Below are 24,007 nucleotides of genomic sequence, written 5' to 3'. Positions count from 1 at the left end.
CATGGTACTGCTCTCCACCGTTGTGTACGGGAATGTCACGGTCTCTGACCTGCTGGTCTTCTCGATCATCGTGGCAGTCTCTGTTATCATCGCGAGGATTGTCGGGGTATATATCAAGAAGGGCCTCGCGGACAAGGTAAAGGCCGACGAGCTGGTCAAGATTGTCCGGCTTGCGCAGGCAGCCATCATCCTTGCCGGGATCTTTGTCAGCCTTCCCAGTTTCCACGTGGATTTCGGGGAACTCCTCCTGATCGGGGGAACGGCCGGTATCATCATCGGGTTTGCCAGCCAGCGGCTCGTCACCAATGTTGGATCCGGTGTATTCCTCCTCTTTGAACGGCCGGTGAAGATCGGGGACACTGTCAGCATCGGCACCACGACCGGGACTATCGAGGATATCCGGATCCTCTCGACCACCCTCAAGACATTTGAAGGCATATACATCCGGATCCCGAACGAGACGGTCTTCAACTCCGAGATCACCAATTACGTGGCAAACCAGGCACGGAGGTTCGAGTACCGGATCACGATCCGGCACTCGGATGATGCCCGGAAGGCAATCCGGATCATCGAGGGACTTCTTGCGGCACATCCTTTCGTGCTGCACAATCCCCCGCCCTCGGTCTTCGTGGATGAACTGGGAGAGAACGGCGTCAACATTATGGTGCGGATCTGGGCACCGTCCCGGGAATGGTGGTCGGTACGGATCGCGATGCTCTCGAAGATCAAGGATACGCTCGCACAGGAAGGGTTCACGGTCCCCTTCCCTCAACGCACCGTCTGGCTCCAGGACCGGCCCGCACCAGCGCCGGCGCCAAAAGACGGGAAGGGAGTATAAGGGGAAGAAAGCTGATTCTGCGGGGAGGACAAGGCGATCCCCCGCGTTCTCTCCCCGTCGCAGGGTGCCGCATGAACAACCTTTTTCTTTTTTGGCCCCCAGTCTAATGTCAGCGCATCCTGTTCAGGAGTCCTGTTCTCATGCATCCCGAACCAGCACAACCCGGTTCCAGACTCGTCCCCGGCACGGCAGTCCGGTGGAGATGTACTGTCTGCGGCTTTGTCTTCGAGGGAGAAAAACCGCCCAAAGGCTGCCCGGCCTGCCACAGCCCGTCCGCGGAATTCATGGAGGATTCCGGAAGGAAGCAGCTCACGTACGATGGCAAACCTTTCGATGTCCTCCTCATCAACGGCAGCACCCACCGGGCCGGAAACACCGGCTTTATGGCAGACCTTGCCGAGAAATTCCTCCGGGAACGAAACATCTCGTTTCGCCGGTTCAATCTCTCGGAGCACCATATCGATTACTGCTGGTGCTGTTACGCGGTGCGGGCCGGGTCCTGCACCTACCCCTGCCGGAATGCAAAGGACGACATGCCGGCATTCCACCAGATGCTTGCAGCATCGAAGGCGGTCATTGTCGTCTCCCCCATCAACTGGAACGGCATGTCGGCCCGGCTGAAAGCCTTCCTGGACCGGACAACCTGCATGAACAATGTCTATCACTTAAAAAAGCCCGGGCATACCGAAGGCAAGATCGCCGGGATCCTAGTCAACGGCCACGAGGACGGGGCCATCAAGACGGCAATGGACATCTGGCTGAACTTCGAGCAGCTGGGGTATATCCTTGCCCCGTTTGGGATCGGCTTTCGGACCCACGGGGCAGAGTTCAACAGCAAGACGGACCACGAGTTCTTCCGGAACGACGAGTTTCTCGTCCACCAGGTACGGGGTGTGGTGACCAATGTCATCGAGATGCTGCACCTTAAGATCGAAGAGAAGCTCCGCGGAAAACTCATTCCGGTCACCGAGTGAATCCGTTTCCATGCGGGGATACACCCCCGGCTTCTCTTTTTCCTCTCCCTTTTGGGAATTACAAAAAAGGTTTAAAGGATAGGCCCCTAAAAAAACGTTCACTGAGTAGTGCATCCAGGTTTCTTCCATTCCTGTTCATGATGCGAATTATTTCTGCACTGCTCGCCCCTGTCCTCTGACGGACAGAGACAATACCCGGAAACGAGGTGATACTAGTGAACCCCAGATACATTACTACCGTAGCCGAGCTCGACAACCACGTCGGGCTTGCCCCAAAGGAGAGGCAGATGATGGAGAGCGTGACGGACACGTTCCCGTTCCGCACGAACGATTACTACCTCTCCTTAATCGACTGGAAGGATCGGGACGACCCACTCAGGAGGATCGTAATCCCCGATGCGTCCGAACTCGCCGGCTGCGGGTCAAGCGATCCCTCCTGCGAGAAGGACTATACGAAAAAACCCGGCCTCCAGCACAAGTATGACCAGACCGGCCTTCTTCTCCTCACCGATGTCTGTGGCGGCATCTGTCGCTTCTGTTTCCGGAAACGCCTCTTTATGTCCTGCGAACGCGAGACGGTAAAGGACATCTCCGGCTCGCTTGACTATATCCGCGAGCACAAGGAGATCACCAATATCCTTTTGAGCGGGGGCGACCCCCTCATGCTGGAGACGCGAAGGCTGGAAGGAGTCCTCCGCGAGCTCCGGGAAATCCCTCACGTCAATATCATCCGGATCGGGAGCAAGCTGCTCGCGTACAACCCGTACCGGATCCTCAATGACCCGGAACTCCTTTTAGTCCTCTCGCGCTACAGCACGCCGGAGAAACGGATCTACGTGATGGCGCACTACAACCACCCCCGCGAGCTGACCGAAGTCTCGATGCAGGCTGCCGATGCACTCCGGAAGGCCGGTGTGGCAGTCGTGAACCAGACCCCCATTTTAAACGGTATCAATAATGACCCGGATACGCTCACCACGCTCTTCCGGAAAGTCTCGTTTGCCGGGATCTCCCCGTATTATGTCTTCCAGTGCCGGCCGTCTCTTGGGAACCAGGTCTTCCAGGTGCCCGTCGAGCAGTCCTACGAGATCCTCCAGAAGTCCTGGCAGGCCTGCTCGGGGCTTGCAAAACGGGCACGTTTTGTCATGTCGCATGCAACCGGCAAGATCGAGGTTGTGGGGAAGACCGCCGGGCATGTCTTCATGCGGTACCACCAGGCTGCCGACCCGGCAAACATCGGGAAATTCATGGTCTTCAAGGCAAATCCCCTGGCACGGTGGTTTGACGATTACCGGCATGTACTGACCGATTATTCACCACGGAAGATGTGGCTCTTCTGACAAGGTGACGGGTCCGTCCGGAACGCCTTGAAAAAAGGCCCCGGCCCGTTATTCCGTTATCGTTTTCTCCTCCCGCAGACCGAACGGGCCGGGCAGGAGACAATATGCATTTAAACCGGACAAAAGAGAGTATGATCCAACTGGCACGGAACGTGACGAGGGAACAGTCTTGAACAAAAAGAACGAAGTCTTTGCAGCGCCGGGGACCGCCTGAGATGATCGAGAACATACTCTACGCTTCCATCACGATTGTCATCGGGCTTGTCATCGCGGCCATCGCGTACGGCATTCTCTGGTGGCTGAAGAAGAAGGCCGAACAGACAACCACCCACCTGGACGAGATCGTCCTGAACGCGGTGAGCACCCCCCTTCTCATCTGGATCGTCCTCCTCTCGGTCTATATTGCGCTCACCCAGTACGGCCTTGTCCCGGAAACCCTGGGCAGTTACAGCACGAGCCAGATCATCAACGCGGTCTTCATCCTCCTTGCAGCCTGGGCGGTCTCGGCCTTCCTCACCAACCTTATCAGGACGTACGGCACCCTCATTGCAGAGCGGACGGAAGCCGACCTTGACCGGATCATCCAGATCCTCCTCCACATCGTAAAATATGTCACCTGGTTTGTTGTCTTCCTCATCCTTTTGCACATCTTCGAGATCGATATCACGGCGTTCCTCGCAGCCGCCGGGATAGCCGGGATTGCCGTTGCCCTTGCCGCACAGGACATCATTGGCAATTTCTTCGCCGGCATCGTCATTGCCACCGACAAGCCCTTCCGCCTGGGCGACCGGGTCCGGATCGACACGTTCTTTGGCGATGTCATCAGTCTCGGGGCACGGAGCACCCGGATCCGGACCATGGACAGCCAGATCGTGACCATCCCCAACACCAAGGTCACCTCGAATGTTGTCACCAATTACTCCATGCCCGACACCACCCTCAAAGTCCGGATCGCGTTCTCCGTTGCCTACGGGACGGACATGGACAGGGTCACGGAGATCCTCCTCTCCATTGCGCGGGACGCTGTGGAGAAGACCCCGTGGGTCATTTCCGAGCCGGCTCCCGAGGTCTTTCTCCGCGAGTTCGGGGAGTCCGCACTCAACGGACAGCTTACTCTATGGATCAACGACTTTAGCTTCCAGTGGGAGACCGAAGACTGGATCAACCGGGAGATCCTCCGGCGGTTCGGGAAAGAAGGCATCGAGATGCCGTTCCGGCAGATCGACATCCGGGTGCGGGAGACAACAGGAGAACAGGGGATACCACGCAAATGACTTTAAAAAACAGTCGCAGCGGGATGGAACAGCAGGCCCTGCCAGCTACGGCCGGGAAGGGTGAACAACGACCATGATACCGATAGAATACCTCCTTGCCGGTGCAGCAGTCCTTATCCTGCTCAGCATCATCGCCAATAAAGTCTCGGGCAGGCTGGGCCTCCCCGCGCTGTTGATCTTCATCCTTGTCGGTATGTTTGCCGGTTCCGAAGGCCCGGGGGGGATCTACTTCGACGATCCCCTTGCAGCGCAGACCATAGGCGTTGTCGGCCTTGCCCTCATCCTCTTCTCGGGAGGCATGGACACGCGGTGGATCGAGGTACGGCCGATCCTGTACAAGGGCCTCATGCTCTCGACGGTGGGTGTTGCCCTCACGGCCCTGATCGTCTGCGCTGCCGCGATCTTCCTGCTCGGGTTCTCCCCGCTTGAAGGTTTCCTCCTTGGAGCGATCGTCTCGTCCACCGATGCTGCTGCGGTCTTCTCGATCCTCCGCTCACGGCGGGCCAGCCTCAAGGGAAACCTGCGGCCGCTGCTTGAATTCGAATCAGGCAGCAACGACCCCATGGCCATCCTCCTCACCATCGGGGCTATCTCGCTCCTGATGCAGCCCGGCACCTCGTTCTTATCGCTCATCCCGCTCTTTGTCCAGCAGATGGCGGTCGGGGGCCTTATGGGGTACGGCATGGGGAAGGGTGCGGCCTGGCTGATCAATGTCGTGAAACTGGAGTACGAAGGCCTGTACGCGGTCATGACCCTGGCGTCTGCCCTTCTCATCTATGGCCTGACCACGATTGTCGGGGGCAATGGGTTCCTTGCCGCCTACATTGCCGGGCTCGTCATCGGGAACAGCGCCATCGTCCACAAGAAGAGTCTTGTCCGGTTCCACGAGGGGGTTGCATGGCTGATGCAGATCACGCTCTTCCTCGCGCTCGGGCTCTTTGTCTTCCCCTCCGAGCTCATGCCCATCCTCGTCCCGGGCATCATCATATCCTTTGTCCTGATCTTTGTTGCCCGCCCGATTGCCGTGTATCTCTCGCTCCTCCCGTGGAAGATGAAGAAGAACGAGAAAGTGATGATCTCCTGGGTGGGGCTCCGCGGCGCCGCCCCTATCGTGCTCTCCACGTTCCCGCTCATTGCCGGTGTACCGGAGGCGAACGTCTTTTTCAACCTGGTCTTCTTCATGGTGATCGCCTCCGCCCTGCTTCATGGCACCTCGATCCCGTTCGTGGCAAAACACCTGGGCCTTGCCGCACCGCTTCCCGGCAGGTCGCGCTTCGGGATGGAACTGGATTCGCCACAGGACTCCCGCAATGAACTCTTCGAGCTCGTTGTCCCCCAGGGCTCCCCGGCAGCCGGAAAGCAGATCGTGAACCTCGACCTGCCGGCCGGAACGCTGATCATCCTGATCGGCAAGGGCAGCGAGCAGTTCTCGCCCCGCGGGGCAACGGTGCTCGAAGACGGGGACACCCTCCTCATCCTCACGACGCCGGATTCAGCCCAGACGGTCCGTCGTATCATCCTGGGCGAGAAGGCGATGCCACCGGAAGGACCCGAACCCCCTGAAGGAGGTTGGCCCTGGGGATCCGGTTTCACGTGGGGACCAGCCAAATCCCCGGAGGAAGACCGGGAGAGATCATGAGTGCGGAGACAAAGGAACGCTGGTCGTCGCACGCGGTCTTCATCCTTGCTGCTATCGGCGCCGCCGTAGGGATCGGCAACATCTGGCGGTTCCCGGCGATGCTGGGTGAGAACGGAGGGGGTGCCTACCTTGTCCCCTACCTCATCGCAGTCTTTGCCTTCGGCCTCCCGCTGATGATCCTCGAGATCACCATGGGCCGCCATTTCCGGGGAACGGTTGTGAGTGCGTTCAGGGCTGTCCGGCCTGGATTCCGCATCATCGGGTGGCTCGTCTGCGCAACCATCTTCCTGATCCTGAGTTATTACCTTGTCATCACCGGCTGGACGATCGCGTATACCCTGTTCTTTGCAACCGGGAGTGCTGGGACGTTTGCCACGTTCACCGGCTCGTACCTGCCCGTCATCTTTGCGGTCATCGCCGTCCTCCTGACCGGGCTCGTGGTTGCGGCGGGGGTGAAGAATGGGATCGAGCGCGTCTCGGTGACCATGGTCCCCCTGATTGTCATCATCCTTGGAGTCATGGTCCTCTACTGCACCACGCTCCCCGGGTTCGGGAAGGGCATCGGGTTCCTCTTCACCCCGGACTTCTCCGTCCTCCTTCATGCCGATGTCTGGGTCGCTGCTTTCGGGCAGGCATTCTTCTCCCTCTCGGTGGGCGAGGGCATCCTCCTGACCTATGGTGCGTACCTGGCAAAGGAGGAGGATATCCCCCGTTCGTCCCTCATCATTACCGGTGCTGATGTCTCGGTCTCGCTCCTTGCGGCACTGGTGATTTTCCCGGTCGTCTTCTCGTTCGGGCTCTCCCCCTCCGCGGGCACGGAACTCGCCTTTGCGACCCTCCCCCTTGCATTCTCCCTGATGCCGGCAGGGCAGGTGGTTGCCGTGGCCTTCTTTGTCGTGCTCTTCTTTGCCGCATTTACCTCGGCAATCTCCATGCTGGAGGTCTCCGTCAGCTCGGTACAGGAAGCAACCGCATGGACCCGCAAAAGGACCACAGCAGTACTGACCGGTGTCCTTCTTGTGGTGAGCATCATTCCGGCACTGAGTTTCAGCGCAGCACGGCTCTCTCTTGGCGGCATCCCCGTGCTCGACCTCATGGACGAGACAATCGGCACGATCGGGCTCCTCCTTTCTGCTGTCATCATGGCGATAGCCTTCACCTGGTTTTTGCCGCGGGAAGTGTTTGAGTCCGAGACCAAACAATCGTTCCTGATGAGCCGGGTCGTCTTCCCGCTCTGCAAGTACCTGATCCCGGCTGCACTTCTCGTCACCATTGGCGTGCACCTGGTTTCAGGATTCGAGTTTCCGGACGCAACCTACATTGCCGGGGCCCATTACCTGAATGCATGGCTCCAGACGGGAGGGCTCGCCACCTTCATCGCGGGGATTCTTATCATCTACCTGATCATCGACAAGATCCGCAGGTGACCGTGGGCAGGCGGATCAGACAGAGAAGATAATGAGGTTTCCCACGCACCAGGTAAATGATGACCATCGAACGAACTGTTGCAAAGGCATTTGCTCTTGACGATGCAGCATGGCGCCGGCATGCAAATCCGTGGAGCGTTGCCCTGCGCAACACTGTCCTCCCCGTTCTCGTTCTCGCGTTCACCAGCCGGCTCTGGCTCGGCTGGTGGGCGGTCGTGCCGGTTGCCCTTGCCCTCCTCTGGACCTGGCTGAACCCCCGGATCTTCCGGGAACCTGCCTCGTTCGACCACTGGGCATCGAAGGCGGTCTTCGGGGAACGGATCTGGCTGAACCGCGATGCTGTCCCTGTGCCGGCCCGCCACCGCACGGTACCGAACATCCTGTCCGTGATCTCAGGCGTTGGGATGCTCTTTGTCCTCTGGGGGCTCCTTGTTTTCGACCTGTGGCCGATCCTTTTTGGCATTGTCCTTGTCTATTGTGGAAAACTCTGGTTCCTTGACCGGATGGTGTGGCTCTGGGAAGAGATGAAAGACGCCACTGAGGAGTACAGGAGCTGGCTGACCCGGTAGTACCCGCGTTACCGGAACCCAGGTCAGATCATTTTCAGAACCGTGTGGAAGAAGAACCCGACCAGGAGGATGAGCAGGAACGCTATGGTGATCAGCTGGAGGGCCCGGACAGCATCGATCCCCCCGGGAGTGTCATGGGTTTCCCCGCCGGCACCATGCTCTCCATGAACCTGCTCTTTGAGGTCGTCATGCCCGGCTTTCTTTCTGCCCTTTTTCATGACAGATGATATCATTGAAGCATTTATCTCCTTTCTCTAGTGGACGGACCAGGATGCCTGACAGGAGCCGCAAGAACCGGGCATTCATGGGGTGTGTGACCTGCAGGATGTGACCTTCCGTTCATGAAAAATGGATACACATAAACACGAGCACGCCCCATCATTTTTATCATCTGGTGATGAGGTCAACCATCAATCGCCCGGATAAGGGCTGACGAATTTTTATTTTCATGGAGATGATGTCCGCACAGCGGTGGTAACAGACCGTCGGAACACCAGCGGAAAAAACGAGGTATATCAATGTCGCAACAACTCGGGGGACAACCCATTATTATCCTGAAAGAAGGAACTACCCGGAACCGGGGAGAGGAGGCCCAGAACAGTAACTTTGCGGCGGCAAAGGCCGTTGCAGCGGCAGTCCGCTCAACGCTCGGCCCCAAGGGAATGGACAAGATGCTCATCGATGGCATCGGGGACATCACGATCACGAACGACGGGGTGACGATCTTAAAAGAGATGGACATCGAACACCCGGCAGCAAAGATGATCGTGGAAGTAGCAAAGACCCAGGACGACGAGGTCGGCGACGGCACAACGTCCTCGGTTGTCATTGCCGGCGAACTCTTAAAAAGCGCCGAAGGGCTGGTTGCCCAGGGCGTCCACCCGACCGTGATCGCGGAAGGGTACCAGATGGCTGCCGAGAAGGCGCTTTCGATTCTCGATGGCATTGCCATTTCCGTGAAGCCGTCCGACACCGCCATGCTGAAGATGATCTCCATTACTGCCCTGAGCGGCAAGAACGCGGAAGTAAGAAAAGACCTTCTCAGCGATATCATCGTGAAAGCGGTCTCCTCTGTCGTGGATCCAGACGGGAAAGCCGACCTTGCCCACATCAATGTCACGAAAAAGGTCGGCGGCTCAGTTGACGACACAACCCTCATTGAAGGGATGGTCATCGACAAGGAGCGGACCCACCCGGCCATGCCCAAGTCCGTGACCAGTGCAAAGATCCTGATCCTCAACACGGCGCTGGAGTTCAAGAAGACCGAAGTGAACGCGAAGATCAACATCTCCACTCCCGGGCAGGTCGCAGCGTTCCTCGACGAGGAGGAGCACATGGTGCGTGCCATGGTGGACAAGGTGGTAAAAAGCGGCGCGAATGTCCTCTTCTGCCAGAAAGGGATCGACGATCTTGCCCAGCACTACCTGGCAAAGGCCGGCATCTTTGCCGTCCGCCGGGTCAAGAAGAGTGACAGCGAGAACCTGGCCCGGGCAACCGGGGCAACCATCGTGATGAGCCTTGATGCCATCACCAAGAATGACCTCGGGTCTGCCGGCCTTGTGGAGGAGAAAAAGGTCTCGGGCGATGAGATGATCTATGTCTCGAAGTGCAGGAATCCCAAAGCGGTCTCGATTGTTGTCCGGGGCGGTACGGTGCACGTTGTCGATGAACTCGAACGGGCCATCCACGATGCCCTGATGGTTGTCTCGGTTGTTGTCGAAGGGAAGAAGGTCGTTGCCGGTGGCGGGGCTCCTGAAGTCGAGCTCTCGCTCCGGCTCCGCGAGCATGCAGTAACGGTCGGTGGCCGGGCCCAGCTCGCCATCGAAGCGTTTGCCGCATCGGTGGAGATCATCCCGCGGACCCTTGCCGAGAATTCCGGGGCGGATGCGATCGATATCCTTGTCGCGCTCCGCTCGGATCACCAGGCCGGGAAGAAGACGGTGGGGCTCGATGCGAATACCAAAAAACCGGCCGACATGCTGAAGGCGGGCATTGTCGAGCCGCTGCGCGTGAAGACGCAGGCCATCTCCAGTGCAACTGAGGCAGCCGTCATGATCCTCCGCATCGACGACATCATCGCAGCCCAGAAATCCGCCGGGCCGGCCGGAGGGATGCCTCCCGGCGGCATGGGTGGCATGGGCGGTATGCCCCCGGGTATGGGCGGGTATTAACCCGGCCAAACTTTTTTTTCTTAGAAATCGGGTGTTACATGGAGACCTCTTCGAAGTGTCTCTCCCACTGAAAATTATCTCGTTGATTTGGGCGTATTTTTCGAATCGGAGCCCATTTTGAAAAACCGACTGGTCATCAGACCAGGAGGTCGAGAAGAACGCGTCAGCGTTCTTCGAGTTCAGGTTTGTGGAAAAACCATCTCTTTGATTTGGGCTTATTTTTCGGATCGGAGGCCATTTTGAAAGTCAGGTTTTTGGGGAATCGCTTTTTTTGGCGAATTACAGGGTGCGGTTTTGGAACGGATGGTGAATTGGCGTTATTTTTTGTATATGGGGGTCATTTCAGGCTCTAAAAATAGCTTAATTGGTGCCTTTTGAATCGATTTGGAGGAAGGGTTTTGGGGAAGTGTGGGGCCGGGGGAATCGGGAAGGGGTGTTGGATCGGGTGATCTGGCTGCGATCATTGCGATCCCATCAGGGATCTGGTTTTGCAGATCGGACCGAGATCTCCCTGGTATTCATTGGGGCTGCGGTCTTGTTCCTGCCGCTCTTTGTTTTCCTGCTGAAGATAATCCGGCTCGGGATGAAGGCGGACACCGATGCGGCGATCTATACGTTTGGGAAGAACGAGCAGGTAAAGAAAGTCTTCTGGATCTTCTTCATCTCGATGGCTGGACTGGTGCTCGCCCAGGTGCTGGATCGGGGGACAACTCAGCAGATTGTCGGACTAATTACGGGGATGGACATGTAGTCGGAAAAACCCGATTCATAACTCTTTTTTTCATCGGGGTATTGCCGATATAAAAATAAAAATTAATCAATAAACGGGACAAAGAGAAACTAAATGGTACGAAGAAGAGGACGACGTAATTATCAACCCGAAGACGATGCCGATGAGGAATTTGATGAGACCTTCATCGTCCAAGGTCAAGAAACGTTTTACATCGATGATGAGGAAATGATTGTCGAAGATGCGGTCCACGCTGTAAAAGATGGACAAGAGTATGTAATCATTGATAATCGTCTGTATCCTGTTGATCACTCTGATGAGGGCATTGAATCGGATGCGATTGACGCTGCATATATTCCTGAATATGAACAGCCCGCTGAATCATCATCGAGCAGCGGATCGTATAGCACTATCGTTTTTGGCCTGATTGTTGGTATCATTGCTGTTGTTATCGCAGGCCCGATGGTCATGGGTTTTGTAAGTGGTCTTTCCGATTCCGACAATGAAAATATTATTTCACCTACCGGGGGGCAGGATCTTCCAACAACGGAACCAACTCGGATTCAGTCGAAAGAAAGTGAAACTGCAATTAAAATTAAAAACGCGATGGATTATACAAATCCGACAACAAGGGATTTTGCGGTGTCGCTCGTCCCAAATTCGCACAAAGGAAATTATAACATTGCACAAATCTGCGATTTGTGGGAAGCAGTTTACAAAAAATGGACCTACGTTAATGATCCCAAAGGATCTGAGTATTTCTCCCCGGCCAGCCGGACAATTCAGCTCGGTTTGAAAGGGGATTGTGATGACTTCGCGATCACGGTCGGATCTATTGTGCAGTCAATTGGCGGAAGTACAAGAATTGTAACAGCATATAACGAAGACGGCAAGGGTCATGCCTATCCTGAAGTTATGGTTTGTTCGAACAAAGCCTGTATGGATAAGGTGGCATCCTATATCGTTAAACGATACAATACCAAGAGCGTTGCATATCATACGAGGACTAAAGACGGAGTGACCCAATACTGGATGAATCTTGATTGGCAATCAAAATACCCTGGTGGAAAATACTTCCATGATGCAGGTGAAATCACCATTTATTATCCGAATGGTTATTGGTATAAGAGTGGGTGATGGAGGATTATGGATCCGGCTAAGATCCAGGGAATCGAAAAACAGTTAGGATACACCTTCACAGATAAAAACGAATTACTTCGAGCCTTAACGCACCCGACATTTTCGAAAGAGCAGAAAGAGAAACCAGTCGGGGCGCACGTCTGCCCACATCAGTCAGTTTACGCAACACTTGGCGATGCTGTTCTGAAGGCCGGTTTCATCTCTCTTTTGATGGATAAAGGGCTGAAGACCAAAGGTGACATCACCATTTCAAAAGCTGATTTGGAAAATAATCTGCAGCTTGCGGAAGTCGGAAGACGACTGCATCTTCTCGAAGAAAACTTCATCCAGCACAGAGCCGGAAGTGGAGAGAAACTAGAAGAAGCATCAAGGACTCTGTATTCGGATACAGTAGAGGCGCTCATCGGTGCGATTTACTTAGACAGCAATAGTTCAATGTCTGAAGTAAAAAAGTGTATATCAAAAATATTCAAGCCTGAACTGGAAGCAATGGATAGAAAATTGAAATAATTTTCATCGTTGGACGATACAATTCCAATTGTCTTTGAATTGAGTAATACTGTTTTTCTTGATTTTTGTGTGATGAGAATTTGCGTTTTTAGGTCGGATATGGTTTACTTTTACAAGAAAAGCTGAGTATTTCTCTTCTATGATTTTTTGAAGATCAACGATTGGGAGCAAATAGAATTCGTCAACATTTTGGGATATTCCTTCCTTGCCAAAAGATCCAAGTTTCACAAAACAAAAAACGGTATTGTTATTCGATAAATCTCGAAGACCTTTGATATATTGAGAATTATCGGAAGATGGTTTAAAATCCAGAAAATCGGCTATTCCCCGGAGGTTCTTTTCGCTATTGCAAGATAATAAAAAAAGATACCGGGGAAGTAGTGACAAAAGAAGTTGCACAAAAAATCGGAATGTACGATCTATTTTATTTATACATCGACGTGATGGTTGACACGATCCATCCGAAACAAAAAGATGTCTTTGGTTTTAATGTCCTGGATGAACCCGTAATCCGGGAGAGTATTCAAAGAAAGTACGGGTGTGGCAGTCACTTTGGATGGAGTTGAATTACTAATACCGCCTCCAGTTATGTTGCTTGCGACGAAACTCGTATCGATCCAGAACCGAACGAAGGATGACAAGCTGACAAAGGATGCTTGTGATATCTATGCGATTCTATGGAATTCGTCACTACCGTATCGGAAACTCCTGGACGAGATTCACAGCCAATATCCGCAGGAATGCAGAGCCGGTTTCGCTGCAATCACGGATGAAGTTTCCAAAAACGCTGCTCGTCATTTAGGGATTGATGCAGAACGATATCGTGGTGTAATCAGAGGTCTTATTGAAAATCTCTAAAAAAAGGCAGATTGCGGTGATTATTTCTTCCGGTGCCTGTCAATACAAAGACGCCCTGGCTTGTCACGCGACTCAGTTGCAATGATGTAAGGTAACCAAATCCATTTAACATTTTTGCGCACATTCATTCTTTACCGTCGCGCCTTGCCCCCCTCCTAATCTCCACGTGCCCACTACCCTTCTTCACTTTAAACTTTAAGTAAATAACAAAGTAAATAACCCGGGCCGCCGGCCAGTATGAATAGAACACGGGAGTGGGACCTGGTGCCAAACGATATCCTCGCTATCCTGGATGAATCCGGGGGGCTCAACGCGAAAGTCTTCTCGCTCGTGCGGCTGAAACTGTTATCGAGCCTCTCGGTGCTCGGGCCCGATGGGGCAACCTATCGCGAACTCCGGGCGGCGCTCGACATCAGCGACGGCGTGCTGTATGCCAACCTGAATGTCTTAAAAGAGATGGGATACCTTGTGTCGGAAAAGATCGTATCTGAAGGAAAAGAGCTCGAACTCTATACCATCACGCCCGAGGGACTGGACGAATGGGAAAGGATCCGGGCCTGGCTGTGCAGGTTCCTCCACTGCGGGGTATGATTATGGAAAAACGGAAAAAAGTGATTGCATTCTATAAAGAACTCGGCTTCAATCCGGATATCGGAGAGTTCGATGACCGGCTCATTGCCCAGAAACTCGTCTGCCTGCTTGAGCTCAAAGGCGTCGATCTCGGGTACCCTTGCAGCCTGTACGTCCGTGGCCCGTACTCGCCGGACCTGACGAAAGATTTGTTCGCTCATACCCGCGAATTCGAGAAACACGAGACCGGCACACGGCTGAACGCGGCTGAGAAAGCGATCGCCGCGGATCTCGGCAGGATCTTCGGCCTCAAACCCGTGCCGCTCGAAGTGGGAGCCACCTACGGGTTCTATGCGTTCCGGTACCAGAGCAGCCCGCTCGAAGCCCTGAGGCAGGTCAAAGAGCTCAAACCCTTCTATTCCGAGGCGCAGATCGCGCTCGGTGTTTCAAAAGCAAAGGAGTTCCTGTACACGCCGACTCCAAAGGATCTCGAAGAACTGAAAAAGGAGACGGGGCTCTGGCAGAGAGCCTCACTCAAATCGCTGGAGCACTGACCGGATGAAGAGCGGCGACATCTGGCTCGTTGATCTCACCGATGGGAAAGGACACGAGCAGCGGGGGATACGGTCGGCGATCATTTTCGGAAGCGCCAACGGTATTGTCATGGTCGTCCCACTGACAAGCAACGTAAACACCGCACGGCTCTCGCATACGCACGCCATCTCCCCCGATGAGCATAACGGTCTCGACACTGAGAGCATCGCCCTTGTCTTTCAGATGGTCTCCCTGGACCGGGAGCGGTTCCACCACCGGATCGGAACGATTGGGGAAGACCACCGGCTCGCAATCGCGGCGCTCATCCGGGACCTGATGGGCCTGGATTAATCATTATCTCTGCTATACCTGATCGATACCCGACACAGGATACCCCGCCTCTTCTGTGAATTCCCGGCATTAACCAAATCCATTTAACATTTTTGCGCACCCCAATTCCAAATATCTGTGCCCCGATTCTCCTGAATCCCCCGCAATTCTCTCTAATTTTGCTTTTCAAAATTTATTCATCCAGACAGATAGCCTACCAGGTTCTACTATTGTATGTCCAATGGGTTCTGCAGAACCCCGTGGACGAGAAGAATGCACCTGCATTCTTCGCTGTCAAAGGGGCCCCGATGACGCAGAAACGAGAGGGATTCGGAGAATCTCTCTGATGAGAACAAATGGAGGAGTTCGAAACGGATCCAGGGAGTTCGAAGAATCCTTACGGATTCTTCTCTTCCTTCGGGTTCTGATGGACCCTCAGGAGATTCAAAAATGGCAGATTTCGTACAGAAAACCGTAGTAAAGTCGGCGGTCCGCAAGCTCGCGGCCCCGATAGAAAATGTGGCAGCGTTCAACACGATCGTCCAGTCGGTCACTACCGACAACCCGTTTGCCTGCACAGCCTATGAGAGCGCCGGTGTCAACCATGCACCGGTCGAGAAGACTAAGGAATCCTACGTGGCAAAGATCGCGTACCAGGACAACGATGCAAAAGTTGTCGGGACGGACTCAGCGAAGTTCATCACAATTGCCGGGTTCAATGCCGGCGCAACCGCGCTCCTGGAGAACACGGACCTTGCCAACGCCCACGGGGGCACACCGGTCCGGGACACTTCCCACGAGTCCTACTCGGCAACCCTGAAATGCCACGATGCCGGCGGGGAGATCTACATGGTCACGTTCACCCGCGAATCGGTCAGCATCACCTCGTACTCGGATGACGCAATCCGAACCCGGGTCGAGACCTGGGCGGACTCGGTGGCGGCACTCGCGTAGAGAGATAATCCGAATCAGGAAGAATCAGGAAGAGATTTGACGCTCTCGGGGGCTCGAAGAACGCTGAAGCGTTCTTCTCATTCTCCTGGTTCTGATGAACCAGTCGGACAAGCCCCCGCCGCGTGGGCACCCCCCCGAAGCGATGACTCCAGAATTACCTGTCCAACCAGTGATGATTCTCGTACAGGTAATGCTGAGACATCCTCAGCGCCCCCGCCCCCTTGGGGGCTGGGATCTACGAAGAACTCTTTTGAGTTCTTCTCATCCTCATGGTTCTGAAGAACCACTCGGAGGCGCAAGGGGGTGTCAATTCTTCTTCCGGTTTTTTTCCACGGAGCCACACCATCATGGAAACAGAAATCCTCGGGCTCCTCCTCGGCGTTGTCCTTCCCCTCTATCCCATCCTGTTCATGATCCACCAGCGGATCGGCAGGTACGATGAGATCGTGGAGGAGTTCAAACGACTGAGGGACGAGCACGAACGAATAATGGAGGTATATCATGATTAATGAGAACAAACCGGTCGCGACCGTGACCGGCCTGTACCGGGGAACCTTCTCCGGCCTTGAACCGCTGACGAAAGACACACCGCTCACGCTTGATGAAGTACGGCGCAACCCGATCTTCTATGAGCTCGAACTGGACCCGGACGAAGAGGACACGGACCTGATCGTGGACATCATCTACGACAATGTGTCCCCGATGCGCCTGCAGGATCTCTTCCGGGAATCGGACATCCCGAAAGGTGTCCGCTTCTGGCCGGACTGGTTCGAAATCCCGCCGTACCAGAAGATGACGGATATCGATGGCCGCAGGGTCTATCCCCGGGCCCCGGGCATCCACACGGTACGGATCAGGACAGCCCGCCGGAAGATCATCCAGCGCGGGAAGAAGCGGGACTTTTCCCCACAAAACCACGGGTACATCAGCCCGGTCTACGAGTTCGCCATCGCAGCGGACACGAGTGAAAACCGGGAGTGAGGACAATGATCATCTACGAATGTTAGGTTCCGGAGGGACGCTGATGTTCGAATCAGAATGGCAGACCCGGGCTGCGATCTGCGGTACCGGGCTCCTGCTCGCCCTCATTTTTCTTCTCGCGCACCTGCCGCTGATCCTTATGGTCATACCGGTTGGCATCCTCTTTCTCGGCATTGTCGCTGACCCGGAGGAGACGCACGCGGTCTGGTACGGGATGCTTTCTGTCATCGGCATTTTCGACATAGCTGCGCTGACAGAGGCCGAACGGGTGAACTATACAGAGAAGCGGCATTACTTCTGGTTCGGGGAGGTCGGCCTCGCAGCGCTCCTGGCAGGGATCTTTGCCGTGCCGGCCGGATTGTTTCTTGCGGGGCGGACGGAGATAACGCTCGCGTTCATCGGGGCTGCGATCCTCTTCCTTCCGCTCTTTGTCTTCCTGCCAAAGTTCGTCCGCAATGCGATGAAAGCGGACACGGGCTCTGTCATCGACCTCGTCGGCAAGAACGAGCAGGTGAAAAAAGTGTTCTGGGCTGTGTTCGCGGCAGTGGCGGGATTGGTGCTTGCGAAGATCCTGGACCCGGCAACAGCGCAGCAGATTATTGGGATCATTACATCAACCGTGCTGTGACATCCCGGGTTTTCACGTAACGACGAAACAGGTCAGGATCAGAACGTTGATTTCGAACGATCTTTATAATGAGGAATATCCCTCATTTCCGCTCTTCCAGCACCATGGAAAATTCCGTCCCCCTGCTGCGGTCGAGACCGATCGTGCCTTTCATCTGCCCCACGATTGAGAAGACCATGCGGAGTCCCAGCGACCTGGTGTCGCGCCAGTTCAGGTCACGTGGCATCCCCGCCCCGTCATCGCGGAACCCGATAGAAATGTTCCGGTCCTTTTTCCGGACCCTGATGAAGATCTCCCCGGTGTTCCTGTTCGGGAATGCATGTTTCAACGCATTCGACATCAGCTCATTGAGAATCAGGCCGATAGGAATTGCGGTATTCACGCCGAGAGTGACACCGGGAATGTCGGTGCGCAGAATAATCTCCCTTCCTTTCCGGCTGTAAAATTCAAACAGGTTTTTCCCGAGGGATTTTACATAGAGGTCGAGGTCGATGTTGGCGATTTCCGGGGACTGGTATACTATTTCGTGGACAAGGGCCATCGCTTTTATCCGGTTCTGGCTCTCCTGCAGGGCAGTGAGGACCTTGTCATCGCGAATATATTTTGACTGGAGCCCGAGGAGATCGTGGACGGTGTGCAGGTTATTCTTCACGCTCTGCCGGACCTCGCGGAGCAGCTGCTCCTGCAGTGCCCGCGATCGTTTCAGATCCTTTTCGGCCGCAAGGCGCAAATCGCGTTCGCCCTTCAGAACGGGATCGGCAACATTCAGGGTTTCGGGCGCTCTGATTCCGCAGTTATCCCTTAGCCGGTCATCAGCGATCTTCCGGGCGATACCATTCTCCAGAAGGCGAACGAGACCCCTGAGAAGGGAGCTCTCCTCTGCCAGAAACGGTGCGCTATTTGCGTCGGCCCATTCCCCGTTATATGAGACTTCGACAGATCCGGCCCATTCCCCGTCAACGAAAAGCGGGAAGTTCTGGTTCCAGATTGAACGCTGGAATCCCGGCGTACTAAATTCCGCCCCTCTGAACATGATATGAGCACGTGTAAATTTTGGATGCTGGTAACCCGATGGAATAAGATCGACTGTCTCTTTCAGCATCCCCTCAAGGGATATTTCCGGTGCATTAACGATTTCCGTCAGTTTGTACAGGCAGGCGAGCTCCTTGACCCGCTCCCCCAGAACAACGGTCTGTCGCTGTAGCGCCCTGATGGCGCGGCACTTGTCCACGGCAACCCGGATCTTCTGGGCGAGTTCCGCGAACTGCGGGAGAGGAGCCCCGCCTTTCTGGAGATAGGCCTCCGCACCGTTATTGATTGCTTCGATCACTACCTCTTCGCGGCCCCGGCCGGTAAAGAGAATGAACGGCGTGTCCGGATATCGTTGCCGTACATACTTCAGGAATTCGATCCCGTTCGTTCCCGGCATCTGGTAGTCTGAGACAATCGCATCAAAGGGCTTGTTAATGAGTATAGCCTTGGCATCAGCAACGGATTCTGCCGTACTTACTGTGAAATCACCCGGGGTTTCGAGGAACTGCCTGCCAATCACGAGCAGATCGGGCTCGTCATCAACGTATAGTATCGCGATCTTTTCAGGCATGTTCAGCAACCATGGCCGGAAGGGTGATTGTCATGAAATCAGTTCCATGGATGTATCCTCTTGTATTCCAGATATTTATACCAGCACTGCCGGGAATTCGCACTGGTATCCTGCCCTCAGGGAACCGGTCCGTTGCGGTTCTTCTGTGATTTCTGATCGGGCCGGCACCGCAGGGCGTAATTGTCGGACTGGATGTCCATACCGTTGACCGGGAACCGCATGATGTCCCGGATACCCCCCGCCGTCGAGAAGTTCCGCATGTCCTTCCCGTACGCGATGAGGAAGATGCCGCTTGTGAGCGTAACGAATGCATGTGTGGTAAGTCCATCAAAAATGATATTGGATAAGCCGCGCTCAATCTCGTCCGGTGTAAGCTCGGGGGACGGGCGGAGCGACAGCATGCGGCATTCAGACTCGCGGGATGATATTCCGGAACTGCCGGGACCTCCCTCCGGCAGATGCTCTTATGAAAATTGTTCACGGTCTATCAATATATGTAAATCACAACGTGCAGAGAATGTTGATATAGATTTATGCAATATTCCTTGATTATCGTCCTCGTATGGATGACACCTTTAGGCGAGTGAATGGAACTTTTCATAATCAGCCCCGAACTGTATGCATGGGTGATCCTGCCCCTGTTGATCTTTCTGGCCCGCGTCTGTGATGTTACGATGGAGACGGTACGCATCGTTTTCATTTCAAAAGGGATCCGTCTCCTTGCCACAGTGATCGCGTTCTTCGAGATCGTGATCTGGCTGCTCGCGGCCGGGATCGTGATGAACGACCTTGCCAATATCGCAAACGTTCTCGCGTTCGCGCTGGGGTTTGCGATGGGGACCTACGTCGGGCTCGTTGTCGAAGAACGGTTATCCCTCGGCATGGTTATCCTGCGGATTGTCACAGCTGATGAATCCCGCGATGCAATCGTATCCTCTCTTAAGGAGGAGAACCATGGAGTGACCTGCATCGAAGCCCTGGGCTCCCGGGGATCCGTGACGATGATCCTTTCCCTTGTCAACCGGTCGGAAATCTCCCATATTACAGACCGCATCGACCGGATCAATCCGAAAGCGTTCTTCTCCATCGAGGATGTGCGATACGTGAACGAAGGAGTATTCCGACAGCGGGAACTCCGGTCCTTCACGGGTATGGTGCACACCCTTGCCGGCCAGGGCAGGAAGAAGTAACCTCCTGATATCAGGCTGATCAAAAAAATCCCCGGGAGCGAAAAGAGTGGCGTAATCGTCCCTGACCTGGAGTCCCCCGGGATTCCCGCAGCCATGAGCCTGAAACTACTTATTGTCATCCGGCACAATACTATACGGGAGTGATGCGATGAGCTTGTGTATTTCTTTGTGTAATGACTCACACCGGATGTGCTTAAAAGATAATTACACATTGAACACTTCCTTCAATTCACCATACAACATCGTAAAGTCCCCTATACCACGGCAATAAAACCATAACTCTCCTCATCTTTTCTGTTCATCCGGTTCTGCTTGCACAGGGCGTCATTTAAAAGTCAATGAACATCGCCCGGACGATAGGTCAGGATATCCCTGATGGTTATTCAGAAGAGGAAATCGTACCATGAGTATTCATTCGTTCTGCAGGGACTGCGAACACATCATAACCCGGATGGTGCCGGGAATACATTCACCGCTCGTTGAAGAGGTATCGTGCCCGGCACGGTTCAACCCGATGGAGGGGAAGTGGAACCCGGAGCAGGGTAAAAATCCGTACGAATGCCCGCGGAACCCGCAGTTCATGCAGTTATTACAGAACCGGAACGCACGATCATCCCGGCGGACATACTAGTGAACGTTAAGGGGAAAAATCGCCGGCCGGCAAATCTTGTCGGATTAATTTCCGGATTTATCGGGGTTGAACAATGCGGCGTGTTCCGGGTATCTCCCGGACCATGTGATGGAATCCGGATCGGAGACCGGAAAACAGGGTAAAACGGCAGGTGAACCGGTTTGGAATATTATACGGTGGAGCAGATATTCTGGGGACTTGTGGCTCTCCTGATTATCTGGTGTCTCATCGCTGTGATGACAAGATTGTTGTTTCAATAACGGTGGTATTCATCGGTTATTGTCATAACGGTCCGGATATTCCCGTCAGTGACAGCACGGGAATAGGGAACCGTATCTGAAATTTCATCAGGTGGAGGATATTTATGAGCGACAAAAAAATGGAGAAGATCTACCTTGCAGTTCAGGACATGAGGACGCTTGTGGCCAGGGCCCGGCCGGAGTGCGCTGATGCACGCGAGTGTAAAGGATGCCCTGCAATCATCGCCCTGCCGGACCGGCTGGGGATTGCGTGTCTTTTCGATGTAATCCGGCGCGAGGGAAAGACCGTGAAGGAATCCGTAAGAAAGGTATTCTGCTGCGTATGTCGCAGGCCGATGATCCTGATCCGGACAGGGTCCGGCGAGAGAAACCTCTGGAGATGTACTACGGCGGGCTGCGTGATCCATGAACACGCAAAAAGGGAAAAACAGTATCTCTCGCAATAAACCCGGAAAACACCGGCGCGAATACCTGAGGAGAAGAAGGTTAAGAGTACCCACGAAGCAGGTAAATGGTGATGATGATGAAGGAAATTACCCCGGTAACCTGGATACGGAAGGTGTGTCATCGGTGCGGGCAGTTATTGAAAATTCACGATGACACGGTCTGGACAGACAATAAAACGTACCACTATGAATGCTGGATGAAGGAAAAAGAAAGCAAATCATAGAATACTGCCGGAATGACCGGAATGCGAAACGGTTCCAACCGGTAACCGGCGTTCCGGCATTCTCCACCAGTTTTTCACGGAGGCTTACGGCAGGCATCAGAAACAATGGTCTGTGTTGATGGCGACATACCTGTCCAACGGGTGGTGGATGCGTGTGGAATGACTGGCTTTTTGCCATAAAGAAGATCCTGTATCGGTATCTGTTCCGCGACAAACCGGCATTCGATCTGCTCCACGACGATTTATGATGTCTGCCGGCACCTGCGATACTGGTGCCGGAATACCTCCCCGGTTCCCATTCCGGAATTCCTGGTCACAGGAAAACAAATGCCGGGGGTCGAAGGGCCGGGCCCGGCCTGAAATTGTCAGGAAGGCTCCCTGAAACCCCTGCAGCCATTGGCCGTGGCATTTTTTTCAAAAACCCCCTCAGTATTACCCGTTCATGCGTACCCGGACACAATAAAGATAATCCCAAACGGAAAAAGGGAATCGTGAAGGTGAGAGGGAAATGGCAGATCCGAAAGGAGCGATCCGGCAACGCGACGGGATGACTTATGCGGTCGTGACATGGATGCCGGCCGGCCTCGTGACGCCGGAAGATCTTGAGAAGGTCGCACAGGTCGCCCGGGCTTATAAGGTCCCGATGCTGAAGGTGACGAGCGGCCAGCGGATTGCGCTCGTGGGCCTCCAGCCGGGCGATGTGCAGAAGGTGATCGATGAACTGGGGCCGCTCGCCAAACCCGAGACCGCCCCATGCGTCAAGTTCGTGCAGGCATGCCTTGGCACAGAGATGTGCAAATTTGCCAACCAGGACGCGATTGCGATGGCCCGGGCGATTGATGAACGGTTCAGGGACAAGATGTTCCCGGCGAAGATCAAGATCGGGATTTCGGGCTGCCCCCGCTGTTGCGGCGAGAGCCATACCCGGGACATCGGGATCATGGGGACGAACAAGGGATGGACGATCCTCTTCGGGGGCAATGCCGGGACGCGGCCGAGGTTCGCGGACATCATCGCCCGCAACCTGTCGGCAGCGGATGCGGTTGACTGCGCTGAGAGGCTTGCCGGGTATTACTGCGACCAGGCGAAACCGCACGAGAGGACCGCCCGGTTTATGGAGCGTGTCGGGATGGAAACGATCCGATCCGAGCTCTTATCACTCCTGCCCTATATACCAGTTGAACAGGTGAGATGAGATGAAAATCACTGAAGTAGCAAAACTGGAATCAGTGAAAAACCCGCACAATGTCGATGTACGGAAAGTATTCGAAGCCCCTGATACTGCAGCAGTGGTCATCACGCTGAAGCCCGGGGAATCGCTCAAGAAACATGTCACACCGGTCGATGTCTTCTTCTATGTGCTTGAAGGAACGGGCGTTGTTGAAATCGGTGAGGAGCGGCAGAGCGTTGGCAGGGACTCTGTTGTGGAGAGTCCTGCGATGATTGCTCACACCTGGAAGAACGAGAGCAAAGCAGTATTTCGAGTTCTGGTCGTGAAGATGCTTACCACGGGAAAAGGAAAAGACTCCAGACTCCTGTAACTTTTTTTAAATGAGCCGGTCGCAGAGCGGAGCTTTGCACGGTGTTGTTGTTCTTTGCGGAATGTGAGAGGAAATGCCGGTCCTCGTGTACAGTCCATGCCCGGGTTGGTAAACCTGCGCGAAAGAGAGTGCCACGGGTTGAAAAAAGGTATCAGGCCGGGATTCCGGCCATTCACGCAAAACTCCGTACCTTCCGGATCATCTCCAGTCGTGAGTTCAGCTCGTCCTCTTTCTCCATCCTGATGGTATCAAGGATCTTCTTTACCGGAACCTTCAGGGTCCAGATCTTTATCGGGCGCCCCTTAGTAGGGGTAACGGATTCCCGGTTCTCGATCCATCCTTTCCCTTCAAGGTACTTCACCGCAACACTCACCTCAGGCTGGCGGAGGTCTGCCCCGTGTTCGATGTCATAGCTTGTGGCCTTCTTCAGTCTTGCAAAAAGCACGAGCGTCTTTGCGATGGTCTGCTTTGTTCCGATCCTGACAAGGAGGTTGATGAATTCCTCTTCCTTGTCCGTAAACAGGTGGATTGTTTTTTCGATCATGATTCATTTCCTTTTGGATTGATTCATCATGTTATTATTATACCATTAAAACCATTTTGGTTGAGGGGCCGGACGAGCACTGGATTCAGGGCGGAGAAGTA

28 protein-coding genes are annotated in these 24,007 nt (G+C 54.5%); 24 read left to right on the top strand and 4 right to left on the bottom strand.

Annotated features, from left to right (window positions below):
- Position 1 precedes the first annotated feature (1 nt).
- The 7 genes from PHF39_RS04500 to PHF39_RS04470 all read left to right on the top strand — a co-directional run bounded on the left by PHF39_RS04500 (position 2) and on the right by PHF39_RS04470 (position 8,061).
- Positions 2 to 838: a mechanosensitive ion channel family protein gene (locus PHF39_RS04500; RefSeq protein ID WP_300220707.1), complete on the top strand. Its 837-nt coding sequence runs from the start codon at positions 2 to 4 to the stop codon at positions 836 to 838.
- A 140-nt stretch (positions 839 to 978) separates the two neighbouring features.
- The gene (locus PHF39_RS04495; protein WP_300220704.1) at positions 979 to 1,812 is read left to right on the top strand and encodes an NAD(P)H-dependent oxidoreductase; all 834 of its coding nucleotides are present in this window, start codon (positions 979 to 981) and stop codon (positions 1,810 to 1,812) included.
- A gap of 215 nt (positions 1,813 to 2,027) precedes the next feature.
- Positions 2,028 to 3,152 carry a KamA family radical SAM protein gene (locus PHF39_RS04490; protein WP_300220701.1) on the top strand — a complete coding sequence of 375 codons (1,125 nt, stop codon included), beginning with the start codon at positions 2,028 to 2,030 and terminating at the stop codon, positions 3,150 to 3,152.
- A gap of 215 nt (positions 3,153 to 3,367) precedes the next feature.
- Positions 3,368 to 4,426, top strand: coding sequence for a mechanosensitive ion channel family protein (locus PHF39_RS04485; RefSeq protein WP_300220698.1), 1,059 nt, complete (start codon positions 3,368 to 3,370; stop codon positions 4,424 to 4,426).
- Between the two features lie 73 nt (positions 4,427 to 4,499).
- Positions 4,500 to 6,065, top strand: coding sequence for a potassium/proton antiporter (locus PHF39_RS04480; RefSeq protein WP_300220695.1), 1,566 nt, complete (start codon positions 4,500 to 4,502; stop codon positions 6,063 to 6,065).
- Positions 6,062 to 7,492, top strand: a complete 1,431-nt coding sequence (locus PHF39_RS04475; RefSeq protein ID WP_300220693.1) for a sodium-dependent transporter — start codon at positions 6,062 to 6,064, stop codon at positions 7,490 to 7,492. The genes PHF39_RS04480 and PHF39_RS04475 overlap by 4 nt, the downstream gene beginning before the upstream one ends.
- 59 nt (positions 7,493 to 7,551) lie before the next feature.
- Positions 7,552 to 8,061, top strand: a complete 510-nt coding sequence (locus PHF39_RS04470; protein WP_300220690.1) for a DUF6653 family protein — start codon at positions 7,552 to 7,554, stop codon at positions 8,059 to 8,061.
- A 23-nt stretch (positions 8,062 to 8,084) separates the two neighbouring features.
- Here PHF39_RS04470 and PHF39_RS04465 read toward each other — a convergent pair whose 3' ends face one another.
- A complete protein-coding gene (locus PHF39_RS04465; protein ID WP_300220687.1) occupies positions 8,085 to 8,279 on the bottom strand; it encodes a hypothetical protein in 195 nt (64 codons plus the stop codon).
- 300 nt (positions 8,280 to 8,579) lie between these two features.
- On the opposite strand from PHF39_RS04465, the gene thsA reads away from it, so the two are divergent.
- From thsA to PHF39_RS04405, 12 genes are all read left to right on the top strand, one after another.
- Entirely contained in the window at positions 8,580 to 10,232 is a 1,653-nt protein-coding gene (gene thsA / locus PHF39_RS04460; protein ID WP_300220684.1) for a thermosome subunit alpha, read from the top strand.
- Positions 10,233 to 10,677: 445 nt separating this feature from the next.
- Entirely contained in the window at positions 10,678 to 10,983 is a 306-nt protein-coding gene (locus tag PHF39_RS04455) for a hypothetical protein (RefSeq protein ID WP_300220681.1), read from the top strand.
- Between the two features lie 93 nt (positions 10,984 to 11,076).
- Positions 11,077 to 12,099 (top strand): transglutaminase domain-containing protein, encoded by a 1,023-nt coding sequence (locus PHF39_RS04450; protein WP_300220679.1) that lies wholly within the window; start codon positions 11,077 to 11,079, stop codon positions 12,097 to 12,099.
- Between the two features lie 9 nt (positions 12,100 to 12,108).
- Positions 12,109 to 12,612, top strand: coding sequence for a ribonuclease III domain-containing protein (locus tag PHF39_RS04445; protein ID WP_300220676.1), 504 nt, complete (start codon positions 12,109 to 12,111; stop codon positions 12,610 to 12,612).
- Positions 12,613 to 12,992: 380 nt separating this feature from the next.
- Positions 12,993 to 13,178 carry a hypothetical protein gene (locus PHF39_RS04440; RefSeq protein WP_300220674.1) on the top strand — a complete coding sequence of 62 codons (186 nt, stop codon included), beginning with the start codon at positions 12,993 to 12,995 and terminating at the stop codon, positions 13,176 to 13,178.
- Between the two features lie 529 nt (positions 13,179 to 13,707).
- The gene (locus PHF39_RS04435; protein WP_300220671.1) at positions 13,708 to 14,061 is read left to right on the top strand and encodes a transcriptional regulator; all 354 of its coding nucleotides are present in this window, start codon (positions 13,708 to 13,710) and stop codon (positions 14,059 to 14,061) included.
- Positions 14,062 to 14,063: 2 nt separating this feature from the next.
- Complete coding sequence (locus tag PHF39_RS04430; protein WP_300220668.1) at positions 14,064 to 14,594, top strand: hypothetical protein; 531 nt, start codon at positions 14,064 to 14,066, stop codon at positions 14,592 to 14,594.
- A 4-nt stretch (positions 14,595 to 14,598) separates the two neighbouring features.
- Complete coding sequence (locus PHF39_RS04425) at positions 14,599 to 14,925, top strand: type II toxin-antitoxin system PemK/MazF family toxin (protein WP_300220665.1); 327 nt, start codon at positions 14,599 to 14,601, stop codon at positions 14,923 to 14,925.
- Between the two features lie 429 nt (positions 14,926 to 15,354).
- Entirely contained in the window at positions 15,355 to 15,858 is a 504-nt protein-coding gene (locus PHF39_RS04420) for a hypothetical protein (protein ID WP_300220662.1), read from the top strand.
- Between the two features lie 347 nt (positions 15,859 to 16,205).
- Positions 16,206 to 16,367 (top strand): hypothetical protein, encoded by a 162-nt coding sequence (locus tag PHF39_RS04415; RefSeq protein ID WP_300220659.1) that lies wholly within the window; start codon positions 16,206 to 16,208, stop codon positions 16,365 to 16,367.
- Positions 16,360 to 16,839, top strand: coding sequence for a hypothetical protein (locus tag PHF39_RS04410; RefSeq protein WP_300220656.1), 480 nt, complete (start codon positions 16,360 to 16,362; stop codon positions 16,837 to 16,839). Before PHF39_RS04415 ends, PHF39_RS04410 begins: the two co-directional genes overlap by 8 nt.
- A 43-nt stretch (positions 16,840 to 16,882) precedes the next feature.
- Positions 16,883 to 17,467, top strand: a complete 585-nt coding sequence (locus PHF39_RS04405) for a hypothetical protein (protein WP_300220653.1) — start codon at positions 16,883 to 16,885, stop codon at positions 17,465 to 17,467.
- A gap of 82 nt (positions 17,468 to 17,549) precedes the next feature.
- Here PHF39_RS04405 and PHF39_RS04400 read toward each other — a convergent pair whose 3' ends face one another.
- Positions 17,550 to 19,070 (bottom strand): response regulator, encoded by a 1,521-nt coding sequence (locus tag PHF39_RS04400; protein WP_300220651.1) that lies wholly within the window; start codon positions 19,068 to 19,070, stop codon positions 17,550 to 17,552.
- A gap of 116 nt (positions 19,071 to 19,186) precedes the next feature.
- Positions 19,187 to 19,471, bottom strand: coding sequence for a hypothetical protein (locus tag PHF39_RS04395; RefSeq protein WP_300220648.1), 285 nt, complete (start codon positions 19,469 to 19,471; stop codon positions 19,187 to 19,189).
- A 186-nt stretch (positions 19,472 to 19,657) separates the two neighbouring features.
- Between PHF39_RS04395 and PHF39_RS04390 the strand changes: the two genes are divergently transcribed.
- From PHF39_RS04390 to PHF39_RS04370, 5 genes are all read left to right on the top strand, one after another.
- A complete protein-coding gene (locus PHF39_RS04390) occupies positions 19,658 to 20,260 on the top strand; it encodes a DUF5698 domain-containing protein (RefSeq protein WP_300220645.1) in 603 nt (200 codons plus the stop codon).
- A 403-nt stretch (positions 20,261 to 20,663) separates the two neighbouring features.
- On the top strand, positions 20,664 to 20,891 hold the full coding sequence (locus PHF39_RS04385) for a hypothetical protein (RefSeq protein ID WP_300220642.1): 228 nt from the start codon (positions 20,664 to 20,666) through the stop codon (positions 20,889 to 20,891).
- A gap of 364 nt (positions 20,892 to 21,255) precedes the next feature.
- Positions 21,256 to 21,597 (top strand): hypothetical protein, encoded by a 342-nt coding sequence (locus PHF39_RS04380; protein WP_300220639.1) that lies wholly within the window; start codon positions 21,256 to 21,258, stop codon positions 21,595 to 21,597.
- 732 nt (positions 21,598 to 22,329) lie between these two features.
- The gene (locus tag PHF39_RS04375; protein WP_300220636.1) at positions 22,330 to 23,016 is read left to right on the top strand and encodes an NAD(P)/FAD-dependent oxidoreductase; all 687 of its coding nucleotides are present in this window, start codon (positions 22,330 to 22,332) and stop codon (positions 23,014 to 23,016) included.
- A gap of 1 nt (position 23,017) precedes the next feature.
- Entirely contained in the window at positions 23,018 to 23,362 is a 345-nt protein-coding gene (locus PHF39_RS04370) for a cupin domain-containing protein (protein WP_300220633.1), read from the top strand.
- Between the two features lie 172 nt (positions 23,363 to 23,534).
- On the opposite strand, the gene PHF39_RS04365 is transcribed toward PHF39_RS04370, so the two are convergent.
- On the bottom strand, positions 23,535 to 23,906 hold the full coding sequence (locus tag PHF39_RS04365) for an ArsR family transcriptional regulator (RefSeq protein WP_300220630.1): 372 nt from the start codon (positions 23,904 to 23,906) through the stop codon (positions 23,535 to 23,537).
- Between the last annotated feature and the right edge of the window lie 101 nt (positions 23,907 to 24,007).

It is taken from the genome of Methanoregula sp. (assembly GCF_028712425.1).
Taxonomy (GTDB): Archaea; Halobacteriota; Methanomicrobia; order Methanomicrobiales; family Methanospirillaceae; genus Methanoregula.
Note: the sequence above shows the minus strand (reverse complement) of the source record. Positions and strands in the feature narration are given on the sequence as shown.